Source organism: Sorangium sp. So ce295 (assembly GCF_051527405.1).
GTDB classification, from domain to species: Bacteria; Myxococcota_A; Polyangia; order Polyangiales; family Polyangiaceae; genus Sorangium; species Sorangium cellulosum_B.
In genome coordinates, this window is record NZ_CP150324.1 from 13,900 (window position 1) to 29,224 (window position 15,325).

A 15,325-nucleotide genomic window follows, 5' to 3' on the forward strand; every position below is an offset into this window, starting at 1 on the left:
CGCGGGAGGACGGAGGACGGCCCCTCCCGGATCAGCGCACGAGATGCCATTGGACGCCGGGGGTCACCTCGAGATGCAGGTGATTTTTGTGCGCCCGGTCGTAGTTGGGCGTGAGGATCGACGTGAAGATGTGCTGGTCCACGGCCTCGCACACGATGGATCGCAGCTCTCGCGCCGCCGCGTCCGCTGGAGGGCCGCTGCCCGCCCCCTTGCCGGCCCCGCGGGGCCGCCCGGTCGGGCGGGCGCTCTCGCCGCAGACCGGCGCGCCGCGCCTGCCGACGAAGTCGCGCTCCACCTCGAGCCAGTCCTCCGCGAACCCGCCGCCGACGCGCTCCTTGACGAACCTGTAGGGGTCGATCGCGAGCCCGCCGGGGTGCCTCGTGGCGAGCCTGCCCTCGGGCCACATCCTGGCCGGAGGCCGCCAGGCCGAGAACATCAGCACCTCGTCGATGTCGTGCGCGCGGAGGATCCGGCTGAAGTCCGAGAGCGCCAGCGCGAGGCGGCAGTCGAAGACGTCGTGCGGGTTTCCCGCGCGTTGATGGGCCGGCAGCGCCGTCCGGTAGAGGACCCCGCCGACCCCATGCATCAGCCGCACCGGAGCGAGCACGCCCGGCGCGCGCTGCACCGGCTGGAACGCGATCTTCCGCTGCGTGAGCGCCGCACGGCATTGCTCCGCGCTCATCGCCGCGTAGCGCGCCGACGGGTGCTTCGCCCAGTCCTGATGGTACCTGACCTTCGGCTTGCCCTGCGCGCTCGGCGCGACGGCGAGGGGGCCGAGCGCGAGGGCGAGCGCGCAGGCAGCGGCGGCATGGCGTGCGGGCGGCATCGTTGCGGTACATCCCTCGTGCGAAGCAAGGCAGGCCGACCCTCTCGGGGGGGGGGGCAAGTGACCACGACCACGACACGACCACGACCACGTGGCCGGCCGCGCCGCCATCCGGTGGAGCGGGGCCCCGTGCGCGGGGTGGCTGGTGGCTACTGCCCGATCCTACCGCGACATTTGACCGGGCCGCGCGATCCCCTCAAAATGGGTCGCATGCGCGTCCGTGGGTCAAGCGCCCGCACGCGCAGCTTGACGTACGGGAGCGAAGGTCCGGCCCGCATGGCTTCCCGGTCCGGGCGGTCCCTGGTCCAGGTAGCCACCGCGGCGCGCTTGTGCGCTGCATGCAACTGACATGGGTGATCTTTCCAACCGAGCTCGAAAGATCCTTTTCGCCGCGGTCACCGAGTTCATCGCAACGGGCGACCCAGTTGGCAGCAGGACGCTCGCCCGGAAGTACGGGCTGGATCTCTCGGCTGCCTCGATCCGCAACGTGCTCGCCGACCTCGAGGAGGCGGGGTACCTCCACCAGCCGCACACCTCTGCCGGGCGGATCCCGACCGATCGCGCGCTCCGGCTGTTCATCGACGCGCTCGTCGAGCTCCGGTCGCTGTCCCCCGAGCAGCAGGCCGAGCTGAGCGCGAGGTTCACCGAGATCTACGCGGGGGCGAACGATCCGCTCCGCGAGACCGGGCGCTACCTCTCGGAGCTGTCCGGCGCCGCGGCGGTCGTCGCGGCGCCGCGGGCGGAGCTCCGCGCCCTCGCCCAGCTGCGCTTCATCCCGACCAAGCCCGGGCAGCTGCTCGCGGTGCTCGTCTTCGCCGACGGCTCGGTCGCGAACCGCTTCATCTCGGCCGACGAGGCGATCAACGAGGGCGAGCTCACCCGGATCCACAACCTGCTCACCGACGTCATCGAGGGGCGCACCCTGGGCGAGATCCGGGACCTGTTCGCCCGCCGCCTCGCGGACGAGCGCCTCCAGATCGACGCGCTGAGGCGCCGCGCCTTCGAGCTCGGCAGCAAGGCGACGGCCGACGTGACCCGGCGGAGCGAGGTCGTCATCGAGGGGCAGAACCGCCTGATCGATCTGCCTGAGTACGCCGACGTCGACCGGCTCAAGAAGCTGATGAAGGCGCTCGAGGAGCGCGAGGAGCTCGTCGATCTGCTCGACCGGACGCTCGCCGCCGGCGCGGGTGAGGTCACCGTGTTCGTCGGCAGCGAGGCGGGCGACCTTGGCGGAGGCCAGCTCAGCCTCGTCGCTGCGCCGTACATGGAGAACGGCCGCGTCGCCGGGACCGTGGGCGTGCTCGGCCCGACGCGGATGGACTACGCGAAGGTCATGCCGCTGGTCGACGCCACGGCCGCGGCGATGACCGAGGTCCGCGGCAAGGTCAAGTAGCGCCCCTCCGCTGCGGCGCGCGGAGCCGCTCGAGCACGTCGTCGAAGTCCGGGGGCGGCGGCGCCTGGAAGCGCATCGGCCGATCGTCGGCCGGGTGGTTGAAGCCGAGCTCGGCCGCGTGGAGCATCAACCGCGCGGCCGGGATCTTCGTCCCGCGGTAGTCCCGCACGTAGACCGTCTCGCCGACGAGCGGGTGCCCGGCCTCCGCGAGGTGGATGCGGATCTGGTGCGTGCGTCCCGTCTCGAGCCGGCACGCGACGAGCGTCACGCCCCCGGCGCCGGCTCCCTCCTGCGGCCCTCGGAGCACCTCGATCGGCTCCACGTGCGTCACCGCGAGTTGCCCCTCGCGCCGCCCGTCGCGCGCCGAGCCGCGCAGCCCGTCGCCCCGATCCTCGACGAGGTAGCTGCGGTAGGTGCCGCGCGGGACGGCGCCGTGCGCGAGCGCCAGGTACTGCCGGTGCATCGCGCGGACGCGGAGCTGCTGCGCGAGGTGCTTCTTCGCGGCGAGCGTCCGCGCGAAGACCAGCAGCCCGCTCGTCCCCTTGTCGAGGCGCTGCACCACGCCGAGCGGCGCGCGCCCGCGCAGGCGGTCGCGCCTGGCCAGCACCTCGCGCACCAGCGCGTCGAGGGTCGCGGCCTGCTCCGCGGGATCCTCGTCGCCGAACGGGATGGTGCTCACCCCGGCGGGCTTGTTCACCACGACGACGCTCGCGTCCGCGTAGACCACGAGCTCGCCCTCGAGCTTGCGCCGCCGCACGGTCTCGGGCCTCGGCGCGTGCAGGCGGACCTCGATCAGCTCCCCGCCGAGCACCCGCCGACGGGCGCTCGTCGCCACCGCGCTCCCGACAAGCACCTTGCCGGTCTCGATCAACCGGCGCGCGTCGGACCACGAGACCTCGGCCAGCGCACGGACGGCCCCGTCCAGCGGACGCCGATCCAGCTCGGCGGGCACCGTCCAGCGGCCATCCTGCGGAGGTCTTACCTGGGCGGCCGGGTGGACCCCGGTCGTTTTGGCGGTTTTGTCTTCGTGGCTCGGCGGAGTGGCGGGTCGGAGCGGACGCATGTAGAGCTCAGCGGGGCGCCTCGGCTCCGCCCACCAGCGTGGGACCGGGCTCTACCGGCGCGGAAAAACGCGCCTCCGCGGGGCCCGCGGGGGCGAAATACACCGCGAATGTTGACACATCGCGCGACGGGGGCCGAAGATATCCAGAGCCGTCGCCGCTTTCTCGCCATCTGAGAGGAGACCCGTTCGTGGCCAGCACCCTTCTCGCCGTAGACGACAGCGTGACCATGCGCAAAGTGCTCGAAATCACCTTTGCGGGTCAGGATTTCCGCGTCGTGACGGCGAGCAGCGCCGACGCTGCGCTGCAGAAGCTCAAGAGCGATAAACCCGACCTGGTGATCGCCGACGTCACGCTCGAGCCGAAGAACGGCTACGAGCTGTGCAAGGCGATCAAGCAGGCCTCACCGGCGACGCCCGTCCTGATCCTGTCGTCCAAGCAGAACCCGTTCGACCCCGCGAAGGGATCGGGCGCGCAAGCGGACGATCACATGGACAAGCCGTTCGACACCCAGCAGATGATCGACAAGGTCAAGAAGCTGCTGGCGTCGCGCGGCGAAGCGAAGCCCGCCGCCGCGGCGGCCCCTGCTGCCGCGGCGCCTGCGCCCGCGCGCTCTCCTGCGGCGCAGCCCGCCGCAGCCGCCGCGCAGCCCGCGGCCGCCGCGCAGCAGGCGGCAGCGAGCCCGCTCCAGCGCGCGAAGACCCTCATCTACACGCCCAACGCGCCGGCCACGAGCGCTGTGCCGGCCCAGGCCTCCGTCAAGACGGCGCCGGGCGGCTCGGCGAACGTGCCGGTCACGACGACGATGGCCTTCTCGCCGACGCCGGTGTCCGGCGTGCCGAAGACCGCGACGGGGCCTGCCGCCGTCGCTGCGACCGCCTCCGCGCAGGTCAACGGCCAGATGGCGAGCAAGCTCGAGGGCCTCGGCCTCACCTCCGAGCAGGTGGAGGCCGTGATGGCGCTGTCCCGCGACGTCGTGGAGCGCGTCGTGTGGGAGGTCGTGCCGGTGCTCGCCGAGACGATCATCAAGGAAGAGATCGCGCGCCTGACGAAGTAGGCGTCCACCGCGGCCGCTGCCTGGCCGTGGCTGCTTTGTCCGGCGACCTGGAGTTGCTACGCCAGGGCCGCGCCTCGTTCCGCGGTTGGCGCAGCCCATGAACGACACACACGACAAACGCAGCGGTGCGCCCGCGGACACCCGCGACGGGACGGCCGCGGGCGATCTGGAGAGCCCGAGCGCTCCTGAGCCCTGCGCGCCTTCCGCTGGCGACGGGTCGGCAGAGAGCCACGGCAGGGTCGGGATGGCCGGTGTCGCGGCCGACGCCGAGGAGGCTCGCCTCGTGCCGCAGGGCAACCCGCTCCGCTGGCGTGGCGCTGCCGTGTCCGCCGCGGGCGCCCTCCTCACGTTCGTCGTGATGGCGCTCGCGCCTCAGCTGCGCTGGGGTGTCCCGATCGGCGCGCTCGGCGTCGCCATCGCGGCGGCCGGTCTGCTCGATCTGCTCGGCACGTTCGACGATCCCCCCGAGCGCGTCGCCACGCGCGTCGGGATCCACGACCTCCTCGGCCCGCTCGCGTTGCTCGGTGGTGGGCTCGTCGCGCTCTTCGTCCTGATCACGCTGAGCGTCGCGGGCTTCTTCTCGCCGAGCCCCCCCTCGTCGGACGGCGCGCCGACGCTGCTCTCGCTGGCGGTGCCCGCCATCGCCGTCCCCGCCGCGTTTCTCACGGCGGTCATCGGCGCGTTCCGGTTCGGCGAGCGCCTCGGCCCCTGCCGCGTCGACGAGGCGGGAGCTCCGCGCCCCCTCGGCCGGCGGCACGGCTTCTGGCTCGTCGCCGTCGTGACGCTGCTCTACCTGCCCATGCTCGGGAGCCACTCGCTCACCGATCCCTGGGAGACGCACTACGGCGAGGTCGCGCGCGAGATCCTGGCCAGGAACGACTGGATCTCGCTCTGGTGGGCGCAGGACGGCTGGTTCTGGTCGAAGCCGGTGCTCGACTTCTGGATGCAGGCGCTCGCGATGGCCGCGTTCGGCGTCCGCTACCGCTCGGGCGAGATGCTCTCGGCGGCCGCCGAGGGGCGCACCCCGTGGCCCGAGTGGGCCGTCAGGCTCCCCGTCTTCGCGCTGACGCTCATCGCCGTTTATCTCCTCAACAAGGCCGTCTCGCGGATCTTCAGCCGCCGCGCGGGGCTGCTCGCGGGGCTCGTCCTCGCCACGATGCCGCAGTGGTTCCTGGTCTCCCACCAGACCATGACCGACATGCCGTTCGTCGCGACGATGGCCGCGGCGATGGCGCTCCTCCTGCTCGGCATCCACACCGACGACGCGGAGGAGGCGCGCGTCTACGAGGTGGATCTCGGCCCGCTCAAGGTGGGCCTCTCCGCCTATCACCTCGTGCTGGGGGCGATCCTCGCCTGCGCGCTGCCGCAGATCCTCTACCTGCTCTCGCGTCACGTCGAGATCGGCCTTTCGCCCTTCGGCCTCCACTTCCGCGGCGACGTCTTCAGCTCGGGCTCACCGGGCAACTGCGGTCTGCCCGGCAACGAGGCCTGCCGGTCGGTGTTGCCCGTGCTCCCCGGCCTTCAGCCTGCGCTCCAGGCGCTCGTCTGGATGCAGACGCTCGCGATCGTCCTGTACGCCAGCTGGGGCGAGCGGCGCGTCCAGCGGCTCCTCTTCCTCGCGGCGTGGTTCTTCGCTGCCCTGTCCACGATGGCCAAGGGGCCGGCCGGCTTCGGGCTCCCGGTGCTCTGCGCGCTCGGCTACGTCGTCGTCTCCCGCCGGTACCGCGACGTGCTCAAGATGGAGATCCCCGTCGGGCTGCTCGTGCTCGCGTGCGTCGCGTTGCCCTGGTTCGTCGCGATGTACGCGCGGCACGGCCAGCCGTTCACCGACAGGCTCCTGTTCCACGACATGTTCAAGCGCGCCTTCACCCACGTCCACGACACGAACGAGGGCGACGACGTGAGCTTCCGCTATTACGTGTGGCAGCTCGGCTACGCGATGTTCCCGTGGACCGGGCTCGTGCCCGCGTCGCTCGTGTGGTGGCTCAGGCGGCGCGAGGGGGCGGCGCCGGGGGAGCGCGGCTCGGCCGACGTCCGTCAGGGCGACGCCTCGGTGTTCCTGGCGATGTGGTTCCTCTTCGGCTTCGCGCTGTTCTCGCTGATGCTGACGAAGTTCCATCACTACATCCTGCCGGCCGTCCCGCCGGCGGCGATGCTCACGGGGATCCTGCTCGACGACATGCTGCGCCTCGACGGCCGCGCGGGAGGGCTCGCGCGCCGCTCGATCGGCGCCTGCTCGCCGGTGCAGTCGGCGCGCTCCGCCGCGGTGGTCAGCTACGAGCGCGCGATGCTCGGCGCCGTCGCGCTCGGCGCTGCGCTCCTCGTGTTCCTCGTCGGGCGCGATCTCGCGATGGTGCGCGAGGGACAGCCGAGCCAGGCCAGGCTGCTGCACCTGTTCACGTACAATTACAAGCGCCCCTGGCCGCAGTCGCTCGACTTCTCCGCGGCCCTGTGGGCCTTCACCGCCGCCGCGGCTGCCCTGTGCTTGCTGCTGATGGTCGCGCGCTGGCGCCGCCACGTCGTCTACGCGCTCCTCTCGCTCGCCGTCGTGTTCACGGCGTGGGGCATCGACGTGTACTTCGTGCGGACGTCGCCTCACTGGGGGCAACGCGAGACGTTGCTCGCCTACGTGCGCGCGAATCAGCAGATCCCAGGGCCGCTCGTCGCTTACCAGCTGAACTGGAAGGGCGAGAACTTCTATGCCGGCAACCGGCTGGCGGCCTTCGTGTCGAGCGGAAAGAAGTTCCAGGATTACATCAATGAGCAGAAGAAGAAGGGCGTGAAGACCTTCTACTTCGTCACCGAGCACGGACGCACGGGCTCCTTGTCGAACGAGCTCGGCAGCCCTCGCATCTTTGAGAAGCTCACTTCCCTCGAGCTCAACAACAAGTTCCTCGTGGTGCGAGCGACGTTCGAGTGAGCGGAGCGGCGCCGGAGGGCGCTCATCTCACAAGCGCTGTCCGGCTGTGACGCTGTACGCCTGCTCCGGCTTTGGGAAAGCCGCTGTCGATGTTCGACGGTCATGCTGAATCAGGAGTGTCCTTGCATCTCTGTCGCCGTGGCGGCGCAGCAGCGCAAGGGGACTTCTGCCAGGACGTCCTAAGTACCTGAATCCACTTGAAGAAGTCGCAGGCACGCGCCCTGCTTTCCCCTGGAATCGAGCGTCGCGGCGGAGACCTTTCCCCCCCAGGTCCGCTGCGACGCTCTCTTTATTTCCGCAGCTGCGCCGGCCGCACATCGTGCGACCAGCTCATTCGCTCCCGGCGCCCCCAGGGGTCGCTTGCATTGCAGTGAAATGTCGATCCAGCGCGTCCAGGAGACCTGCTGTAGTGCTGACCTCCGCGGTCACGCCGATCCGGAGCCCCCGCTTCTCGGCGGTCGCGGTCGTGATCGGCCCGATGCTCGCGAGGAGCACGCGCTCGAGGCGCGCTGCGGCGCCCTCGCCGAGGAGATCGCAGAGGCTGTCGACGGTGCTGCTCGAGGTGAGCAGCACGACGTCGATCGCGCCCGCCGAGAGCGCCCCGAGCAGCTCTTCGCGGCGGCCGGCCGACGCAGGGCGGGTCTCGTAGACAGGCACGACATCGACCTCGCAACCGGCGGCGCGGAGGCGCTCGGGGAGCACCTCGCGGGCGACCAGCGCGCGGGCGAGGAGCACGCGGATTCGAGGGGACGCTGCCCGGCGTCCGGCCAGCGCCGGGTCGGCCAGGATGGCCTCAGCGAGCTCTTCGCCGCGGAATTCCCGCGGGACGATGTCGGCGCGGACGCCGCGCGCGGCCAGCGCGGCGGCGGTCCCGACGCCGATCGCGGCGAGGCGCGCGGGGCCGAAGGCGCGCGCGTCCAGGCCGAGCCGCTCCATCTCCTTGAAGAAGCAGGCCACCCCGTTCTCGCTCGTGAAGACGACGGCGTGGTAGCCGGAGAGGCCGCGGACAGCGTCGGTGACGCGCGCGGGGTCGGGGGGCGGGTGGATCTCGATGGTCGGGAGCTCCACCGCCTCGCCGCCGCGGAGGCGCACGAGCCTCGACGTCGAGCGCGCCTGGTGGCGCGGCCGGGTCACGAGCACGCGCTTGCCGAAGAGCGGCTTCCGATCGAACCAGCGGAGCGTGTCGCGCAGGCCGGTGACGGCGCCGACGACGATGACCGCTGGGCTCTCGATCCCTGCCTCCTTCACGCGGCGAGGCAGGTCGTCGAGGCGGCTGGAGACGACGCGCTGATCGGCCCGCGTCCCCCACTGGATCGCCGCCGCCGGCGTCGCGGGATCGCGGCGCCCCGGCCCCATCAGCCCCGCGACCACCGCGTCGAGGGCCTGCATGCCCATCAGGACGCAGATGGTCCCGCGGACGGAGGCGAGCTCGCTCCAGTCGAAGGATCTGCCAGCCCGGGTGACGCCGCTGACGATCATCACGCTGGAGGCGATGTGCCGGTGCGTCAGCGAGATGCCGGCGTAGGCCGTCGCGCCGAGCGGAGAGCAGACGCCCGGTACGACCTCGAACGGCACCCCGGCCCGCGCGAGCGCCTCCGCCTCCTCCGAGCCACGCCCGAAGAGGAACGGATCGCCGCCCTTCAAGCGAACGACGCTGCGGCCCGCGAGGCCGAGCGCGACGAGCTCCGCGTCGATCTCCGCCTGCTTCGCGTCCTTCACCACCCGATCGCCGCCGCGCTTGCCGACCGAGCGCACGTCGGCGCCTTCCCGCACGCGGTCGAGCAGCGCGGGGTGGACGAGCTCGTCGTGTAGCACGACGTCTGCCGTGGTGAGGAGCTCTGCGCCGCGCAGCGTGAGGAGCCCCGGATCCCCCGGGCCGGCGCCGACCAGGTACACGACGCCTGGCCTCGCCGCGCCCGGCGCTCCGTCGTTCATTGCCCCCGCAGCCGCCGCGCCGGGGCCCTCCTCGGAAGGATCGTTACGCCTCGGAAACACAGTCAAACTCCCGTCATTCTCTCGTTCATGCATGACAGACGTTGATTGTCATAGCGATTCTGCAGTGATGTTGACCCGGTGCGTTATGCGATTAGAATCGCTCCGGTCGATTCAACGTCCGGCGGTTTCTGGAGTCCATTCGATGAGATCTGTGAAACTGGTCGAGGAGCTGCTGAGCTCGGAGCGCGGCTTTCCGGACCGATGGTACGTCACCAACGGGGAGCGCTCGGTCGGGCCGGTCAAGCTCGACCAGCTCGCGCGGGGCATCGAGAGCGGAGTGGTCCCCCTCGATAGCTTCGTCCGCAATGAGGCATGGACCGTGTGGTGCCCGCTGTCCGACATTGCAACGGTCACGGTCGCCGCCACGGCGACGCCTGCGGAGCAGCCGGAAGAGGGCTCGGCAGCGGATGACGACGACGACACGCTTCCGCTGTCGTCCCAGCAGGCGCCCCAGCCGATGACGCCGCGCCCCGGCCCGGCGGCGCGCTCGGCCGCGCGCTCTGGAGCGGCCCACCGCTGAGCGATGGCTGCGCGCGCGGGCCGCGCCCGGCGCGGGCTCCGCGCGCGGCGGGGCGAGCGCGGCCGCAAAACGGGAGGAGGAGGGCCGTTCTCATGTTGGCGGTTTCGGGCGAACACTGCGAACACTAGCCGATTCGCAGCGCCCAGGCGATCCACGGATCGCGCGCTCCTCTGGACCGGAGCGGCTCACGCGGGCGCAGGGCTGCTATGCTCCGCCGCCGTGTTCCCCACGAAGAGACCGCGCCGGCTCCGTCGCTCGCCCGCCCTCCGCGCCCTGGTGCGCGAGACAACCCTCCATCCGGGAGATTTCATCCTCCCCCTCTTCTTCAACGAGGCGCTCGACGCGCCTCGGCCGGTCGGGACGATGCCGGGGGTCTCGCAGCTGCCCGTGAGCGCCGCGGCAGCGCAGGCGCGGCTCTGCAAGGAGCTCGGCATCGGCGGGACGATCCTGTTCGGGCTCCCGCGCATCAAGGATGCGTCGGGCACGAGCGCTTACGACCCGGACGGGCCCGTGCCGCGCGCCGTGAAGGCGATGAAGGAGGCCGTGCCGGAGCTGCTCGTGATCACCGACGTGTGCGTGGACGAGTACACCGATCACGGCCACTGCGGCCTGCTCCGGCAGGACGCGTCCGGGGCGGTGGACGTCGACAACGACGCGACGCTGGAGGTGCTCGCGCGGGCGGCCGTGGTCCACGCCAAGGCGGGGGCCGACGTGGTCGCGCCGAGCGACATGATGGACGGCCGGGTCGCCGCGATCCGGCGCGCCCTCGACGCCGAGTCGCTGACGGGGACGGCGATCCTCTCCTACGCCGTGAAGTACGCGTCCGGCTTTTACGGGCCGTTCCGCGAGGCGGCCGACTGCGCGCCCAAGTTCGGCGACCGGGCGGGTTACCAGATGGACCCCGGGAACGCCCGCGAAGGCCTGCGCGAGGCGGCGCTCGACGAGGAAGAGGGGGCCGACATGCTCATGGTCAAGCCCGCGCTCGCGTACCTCGACGTCATCGCGCGCGTGCGCGAGGTGACGACGCTCCCGCTCGGCGCGTACAACGTCAGCGGCGAGTACGCGATGATCAAGGCGGCCGCGGAGCGCGGAATGATCGACGAGAAGCGCGCCGTGCTCGAGCTGCTGACGTCGATCCGACGCGCCGGGGCGGACTTCATCCTCACCTACCACGCGCTCGACGCCGCGCGCTGGCTCGGCTGAGCGATGCGGAGCCAGGGCGCAGGCGGGAGCGCCGCGCAGCGCTTGAGGTGGGCCGCCGCTTGGGCGGTGGGCGCGTCGGCGGCGTTCGCGGCGGGGTGCTCGCCGAACAGGTGCGACCGGTCCGAGGAAGCGAACCCGCCGATCGAGTTCGTCGAGGCCACGCCGGAGGGGGGTATCTACGAGACCTCGGCGCCGGACGGGGAGCTCCTCTACTTCCCGGGCGGCATGCGGTACGCGCTCAAGCATCACCTCGGCGCGCGCCCGCGGTGGTGGCAGGTGTACCTGTCGTTCGAGCGCGACGGCACGAAGAGCGGCGGGACGCTGGCGCAGGCGGCCGGCAACCAGGCCGAGGTGCCCTGCGTGGACGACCAGCACCTGATCGTCGTCAACGGCAGCTGCTCCGAGTACTGGCTGCGGGTGGTCGCCGGGGGCGCGATCGGCGCCGATGACGGCGCGACCGGCGCCGCAGGAGGCGGGGCCGACGGCGACGGCGATGGGATGGGAGCCGCCGGGGGCACCGTCGTCGGCAGGTGCTTCGGCGACGGCGCCGATCCCGGCGGTGGGAGCGCGGCGCCCTAGGGCCCGCGCTCCTAGGCGTGCGCCGCTGCCTGCCGGGCGAACTGTAGCCGGTAGAGCTTGCTGTAGACGCCGCCCGCGGCGAGCAGGTCCTCGTGCGTGCCCTGCTCGACGACGCAGCCCTTGTGGAAGACGACGATGCGATCGACGGCGCGGATCGTCGAGAGGCGGTGCGCGATGATCAGCGCGGTGCGCCCCTCCATGGCTCCCTCGAGGGCGCGCTGGAGGCGCGCCTCGGTGTCGCTGTCGACGTTGGCCGTGGCCTCGTCCAGGATGAGGAGCGGCGGGTCGCGGTAGAGGGCCCGGGCAAAGGCGATCAGCTGGCGCTCGCCAGCGCTGAAGTTGCTGCCGCGCTCGAGCACGGGGGCGTCGAGCCCGCCCTCGCGCCGCTCGAAGAGGTCGAGGGCGCCGATGCGGTTCAGCGCGTTCACCACCTTGGCCCGATCGGGGATCGCGTCGCCGGCCGCGATGTTGGTGAGCACCGTGCCCGGGAACAGGAACACGTCCTGAGGGACGACGGCGAACTGGCGGCGCAGCTCGTCGCGAGGGTACGCGCTGACGTCGCGGCCGAAGACCCGCACGACGCCCTCATCGACGTCGTAGAGGCGGAGCAGCAGCGACGCCACGGTGCTCTTGCCGGCGCCGGTCGCGCCAACGAGCGCGACCTTCTCGCCGCGCCTCGCCGCGATCGACACGTGCCGCAGCACGGGCGCGCCCGGCTTGTAGCCGAAGCCGACGTTGTCGAGCTCGAACGCGACGCCCTCGTCCGCCGCCCTCGCCGCGCCGCCGCCGCTCGTCGCCGCCGCCGTCGCGTCCTCGTCCTTGTTGTCGAGCAGCTCGAAGACGCGCTCCGCGCCGGCCATCGCGGACTGCAGCAGCGTGTACCGAGCCGAGAGATCGCGGATCGGGACGAAGAACATGTCGATGTAGGCGACGAAGGCGAACAAGGTCCCGAACGAGATCTCGTCCTTCAGGCTGTTCACGCCGGCGTACCAGAGCACCGCGGCGATGCAGACGCTCGAGACCATCTCGATGGCGGCGTCGAGCGTCGCGTCGAGCACGATCGAGCGGTTGTTCGCGTTGCGGTACGCCGCGTTGATCTCGTCGAACTCCTCGGCCGAGCGCTCCTCCCGGGCGTAGGCCTGCACGACGGCCATCCCGGACACCTGCTCGTTGAGGTACGCGTTCATCCGGGCCGTCTTCGCCCGCACCTCGCGGAACGCGTCGCGCATCCGCCGCCGCGTCCAGTTGACGCCGAGGGCGACAGGGGGGACCGCCGCGAAGGCGAGCAACGACATGCGCCAGTCGAGCGACACCATCACCGCGACGATGACGGCGAGCCGGAGGAGATCGCCGAACGCGTTGAGCGCGCCGGACGCGAACATCTCGCCGATCGCGTCCACGTCGTTCGTCACGCGCGTGACGAGCCGGCCGACGGGCGTGCGATCGAAGAACCCGAGGCGGCGGGTGTGCAAGAAGCCGAAGACGCGCACGCGCAGGTCGGCCATCGCGCGCGCGCCGGCGAGCTGCATCAGGTAGAGCTGCGGGAAGGCGAGCGACTGCTCCAGGACCATGACGCCCGTGAGCAACAAGCCGCTGCGCGTGAGGTGATCGAGCCCGCCGGGCGTGTCGAAGGCGTCGAGCGCGTCGCGCATGATGAGCGGGCGCAGCAGCGCCAGCAGCGCCGTGACGACGAGCAGCGCCAGCGACAGCGCGAGGTGCGTGCCCTGCGGGCGCACGAACGGCCACAGCCTCAGCAGCATGCGCGCGTCGTACGCCTCGCCGAGCCGTGACTCCTCGTGGAACCGGCTCAGCACGTCCTCCGTGCGGCTCGCCTTCGTCGCCCCGCGACCCGTGGCCGCCGCCGCCTGCGCCGGCCGCCGCGGACCCGCGCCCGCCTCACCCGCGGCCGGGGCGCCGCCCGATTTCGACCGCATCGTCGCGCTGTCTCCGTGAGCCGGCTGTGTCACGAGAGCCCCACCGGTTGGGAGGACGGCGACGCCTCGAAGGTCGCCAGATCCTCTTCGAGCTGCTGCTCCTCGGCGAACGACGCGTAGATCCCGCCCGCGCGGGCGAGCTCGTCGTGCGTGCCGCGCTCGACGACCCGACCCTGCTCCAGCACGACGATCGCGTCACACCGCCGCGCGGCCGCGACCCTGTGGGTGATCAGGATGACGGTCCGTCGCGCGGCCTGCCGCTCGATCGCCGCGAGGATGGCCTGCTCGGTCTTCGCGTCGACCGCGGAGAGCGGATCGTCGAGGACGAGGACGTTCGGCTCGCGCACGAGCGCGCGCGCGAGCGCGACGCGCTGGCGCTGCCCGCCGGACAGCTGCACGCCGCGCTCCCCGACCACGGTATCGAAGCCGTCAGGGAGCGAGAGCACCTCGTTCAGCACCTCGGCCTCGGCGGCGGCCGCGCGGATCGTCTCGAAGGCGGCGGGCGAATCCGGATCGTCGAGGGAGTAGCCGATGTTGCGGGCCACGGTCGTCGAGAAGAGGAACGCATCCTGCTGCGCGTAGCCGATGCTCGCGCGCACGGTGTCGAGCGGCAGGTCGCAGATGTCGACGCCGTCCAGGAGCACAGAGCCGCGGGGCGTGGGCATGAGCCTGGCGAGCAGCGTGGCGATGGTGCTCTTGCCCGAGCCGGTGCGCCCGACGATGGCGAGCGAGCCGCCCGCTTCGACGTCGAAGCTCACGCCGTCGACCACCTTCCTCGCGCCGTGGGAGAACGTCAGGTCCTTGACGGAGATGGCGCCGCGGACGACCTCGGGGGAGGGCATCGGGCCGCTCACGACCTCGGGGATGGCCTCGAAGATCGCCTTGAGCCGGTCGTAGCCGGCGCGACCGCGCTGGACGATGGCGGCGACGAAGCCGAGGGCGAGCATCGGCCAGGTGAGCCGCAACAGCGCCAGCCAGAAGGAGACGAAGTCTCCCCGCGTCATCTGCTGCTCCAGCACGAGCCGCCCGCCGTACCAGAAGACGATGAGCACGCCGACGGAGCTGATGGCCCCCATGAGCGGCGCCATGGAGCCGCGCAGCTTGGCGAGCGCGAGGCTCTTCTCGAGGTAGCCCTGGTTCGTGCTCGTGAACGCGGCCATCTCGGACGCCTCGAGCGCGAACGATCGGACGACCCTGACCCCGGCGAGGCTCGCGAGGACGCGGTCGCTCATGGCGCCGATCGCCTCCTGGTTGTCGCGGGTGCGGACGAAGAGCTTGGTCGAGAACGACCGGGTGACGAGCATCAGCGCGGGCATCGTCAGGAGCGCCGCGAGCGTGAGCCTCTTCGAGATGTGGAGCATCACGTACAGCGCGCTCGTGAACGCGAAGATCGAGCCCACGACGTTCAGCAGGCCGAAGCCGAGGAGGAGGCGGACCTGCGTCAGATCGTTCGTCGCCCGGCTCATGATGTCGCCGGTCGGCATCTTGCGGAAGAACGCCGGCCCGAGCTTGTGCAGGCGCGCGAGCAGGATCGCCCGGAGCTCGTACTCGACGTTGCGGCCCGCCGTGAAGATGGTGACCCGCGAGAACACGCGCATGATCGCGGCGCCCACGCTGACCGCGAGCATGAGGAGCGCCGCATGCGCGGCCTCGCTCGACTGCGCCTTCACGGCGGCGTCGACGGCGTCCTTGACCAGGAAATCTCGCCTGGCCATGAGGAACTGCTGCGCAGCGAGCAGCGCCGCGCCCGTCAGGTAGAGCGGAAGCTTGTGGCGGAACTGCGCGCCGAGACCGACGGGGTAAGTTGAGGGATCGCGCTTGACCATTGCGTGGGGGG

Annotated in this window: 11 protein-coding genes; 6 read left to right on the plus strand and 5 right to left on the minus strand. The window is 71.6% G+C overall.

Annotation, left to right across the window (positions count from 1 at the left end; all coding sequences use genetic code 11):
- Positions 1-31: 31 nt before the first annotated feature.
- The gene (locus tag WMF11_RS00045; protein WP_437548408.1) at positions 32-826 is read right to left on the minus strand and encodes a hypothetical protein; all 795 of its coding nucleotides are present in this window, start codon (positions 824-826) and stop codon (positions 32-34) included.
- A gap of 349 nt (positions 827-1,175) precedes the next feature.
- Between WMF11_RS00045 and hrcA the strand changes: the two genes are divergently transcribed.
- Positions 1,176-2,219, plus strand: a complete 1,044-nt coding sequence (gene hrcA / locus WMF11_RS00050) for a heat-inducible transcriptional repressor HrcA (RefSeq protein ID WP_437548409.1) — start codon at positions 1,176-1,178, stop codon at positions 2,217-2,219.
- Here the strand turns inward: hrcA and WMF11_RS00055 are convergent.
- On the minus strand, positions 2,212-3,171 hold the full coding sequence (locus WMF11_RS00055; RefSeq protein WP_437906376.1) for an RluA family pseudouridine synthase: 960 nt from the start codon (positions 3,169-3,171) through the stop codon (positions 2,212-2,214). The genes hrcA and WMF11_RS00055 overlap by 8 nt on opposite strands.
- 299 nt (positions 3,172-3,470) lie before the next feature.
- Here WMF11_RS00055 and WMF11_RS00060 point away from each other — a divergent pair, with 299 nt between their 5' ends.
- A complete protein-coding gene (locus WMF11_RS00060) occupies positions 3,471-4,337 on the plus strand; it encodes a response regulator transcription factor (protein ID WP_437906377.1) in 867 nt (288 codons plus the stop codon).
- 97 nt (positions 4,338-4,434) lie between these two features.
- On the plus strand, positions 4,435-7,257 hold the full coding sequence (locus tag WMF11_RS00065; RefSeq protein ID WP_437976009.1) for an ArnT family glycosyltransferase: 2,823 nt from the start codon (positions 4,435-4,437) through the stop codon (positions 7,255-7,257).
- A 330-nt stretch (positions 7,258-7,587) separates the two neighbouring features.
- Here the strand turns inward: WMF11_RS00065 and cobA are convergent, their stop codons facing one another.
- Positions 7,588-9,192, minus strand: coding sequence for a uroporphyrinogen-III C-methyltransferase (cobA, locus tag WMF11_RS00070; RefSeq protein ID WP_437976010.1), 1,605 nt, complete (start codon positions 9,190-9,192; stop codon positions 7,588-7,590).
- A 202-nt stretch (positions 9,193-9,394) separates the two neighbouring features.
- Here cobA and WMF11_RS00075 point away from each other — a divergent pair, with 202 nt between their 5' ends.
- From WMF11_RS00075 to WMF11_RS00085, 3 genes are all read left to right on the plus strand, one after another.
- A complete protein-coding gene (locus tag WMF11_RS00075) occupies positions 9,395-9,772 on the plus strand; it encodes a DUF4339 domain-containing protein (RefSeq protein ID WP_437548418.1) in 378 nt (125 codons plus the stop codon).
- 219 nt (positions 9,773-9,991) lie between these two features.
- Positions 9,992-10,975 carry a porphobilinogen synthase gene (hemB, locus tag WMF11_RS00080; protein ID WP_437906380.1) on the plus strand — a complete coding sequence of 328 codons (984 nt, stop codon included), beginning with the start codon at positions 9,992-9,994 and terminating at the stop codon, positions 10,973-10,975.
- A 3-nt stretch (positions 10,976-10,978) separates the two neighbouring features.
- Positions 10,979-11,554, plus strand: coding sequence for a hypothetical protein (locus WMF11_RS00085; RefSeq protein ID WP_437976011.1), 576 nt, complete (start codon positions 10,979-10,981; stop codon positions 11,552-11,554).
- Between the two features lie 11 nt (positions 11,555-11,565).
- On the opposite strand, the gene WMF11_RS00090 is transcribed toward WMF11_RS00085, so the two are convergent.
- A complete protein-coding gene (locus tag WMF11_RS00090; protein WP_437976012.1) occupies positions 11,566-13,488 on the minus strand; it encodes an ABC transporter ATP-binding protein in 1,923 nt (640 codons plus the stop codon).
- Positions 13,489-13,517: 29 nt separating this feature from the next.
- On the minus strand, positions 13,518-15,314 hold the full coding sequence (locus tag WMF11_RS00095) for an ABC transporter ATP-binding protein (protein ID WP_437976013.1): 1,797 nt from the start codon (positions 15,312-15,314) through the stop codon (positions 13,518-13,520).
- Positions 15,315-15,325: the final 11 nt, after the last annotated feature.

What these genes read in the sequence shown, in the direction of transcription:
- WMF11_RS00095 (WP_437976013.1), bottom strand. Translation starts at nt 15,314, where the DNA reads ATGGTCAAGCGCGATCCCTCAACTTACCCCGTCGGTCTCGGCGCGCAG.
- WMF11_RS00075 (WP_437548418.1), top strand. Translation starts at nt 9,395, where the DNA reads ATGAGATCTGTGAAACTGGTCGAGGAGCTGCTGAGCTCGGAGCGCGGC.
- WMF11_RS00085 (WP_437976011.1), top strand. Translation starts at nt 10,979, where the DNA reads ATGCGGAGCCAGGGCGCAGGCGGGAGCGCCGCGCAGCGCTTGAGGTGG.
- WMF11_RS00090 (WP_437976012.1), bottom strand. Translation starts at nt 13,488, where the DNA reads ATGCGGTCGAAATCGGGCGGCGCCCCGGCCGCGGGTGAGGCGGGCGCG.
- hrcA (WP_437548409.1), top strand. Translation starts at nt 1,176, where the DNA reads ATGGGTGATCTTTCCAACCGAGCTCGAAAGATCCTTTTCGCCGCGGTC.
- WMF11_RS00065 (WP_437976009.1), top strand. Translation starts at nt 4,435, where the DNA reads ATGAACGACACACACGACAAACGCAGCGGTGCGCCCGCGGACACCCGC.
- cobA (WP_437976010.1), bottom strand. Translation starts at nt 9,192, where the DNA reads ATGAACGACGGAGCGCCGGGCGCGGCGAGGCCAGGCGTCGTGTACCTG.
- WMF11_RS00045 (WP_437548408.1), bottom strand. Translation starts at nt 826, where the DNA reads ATGCCGCCCGCACGCCATGCCGCCGCTGCCTGCGCGCTCGCCCTCGCG.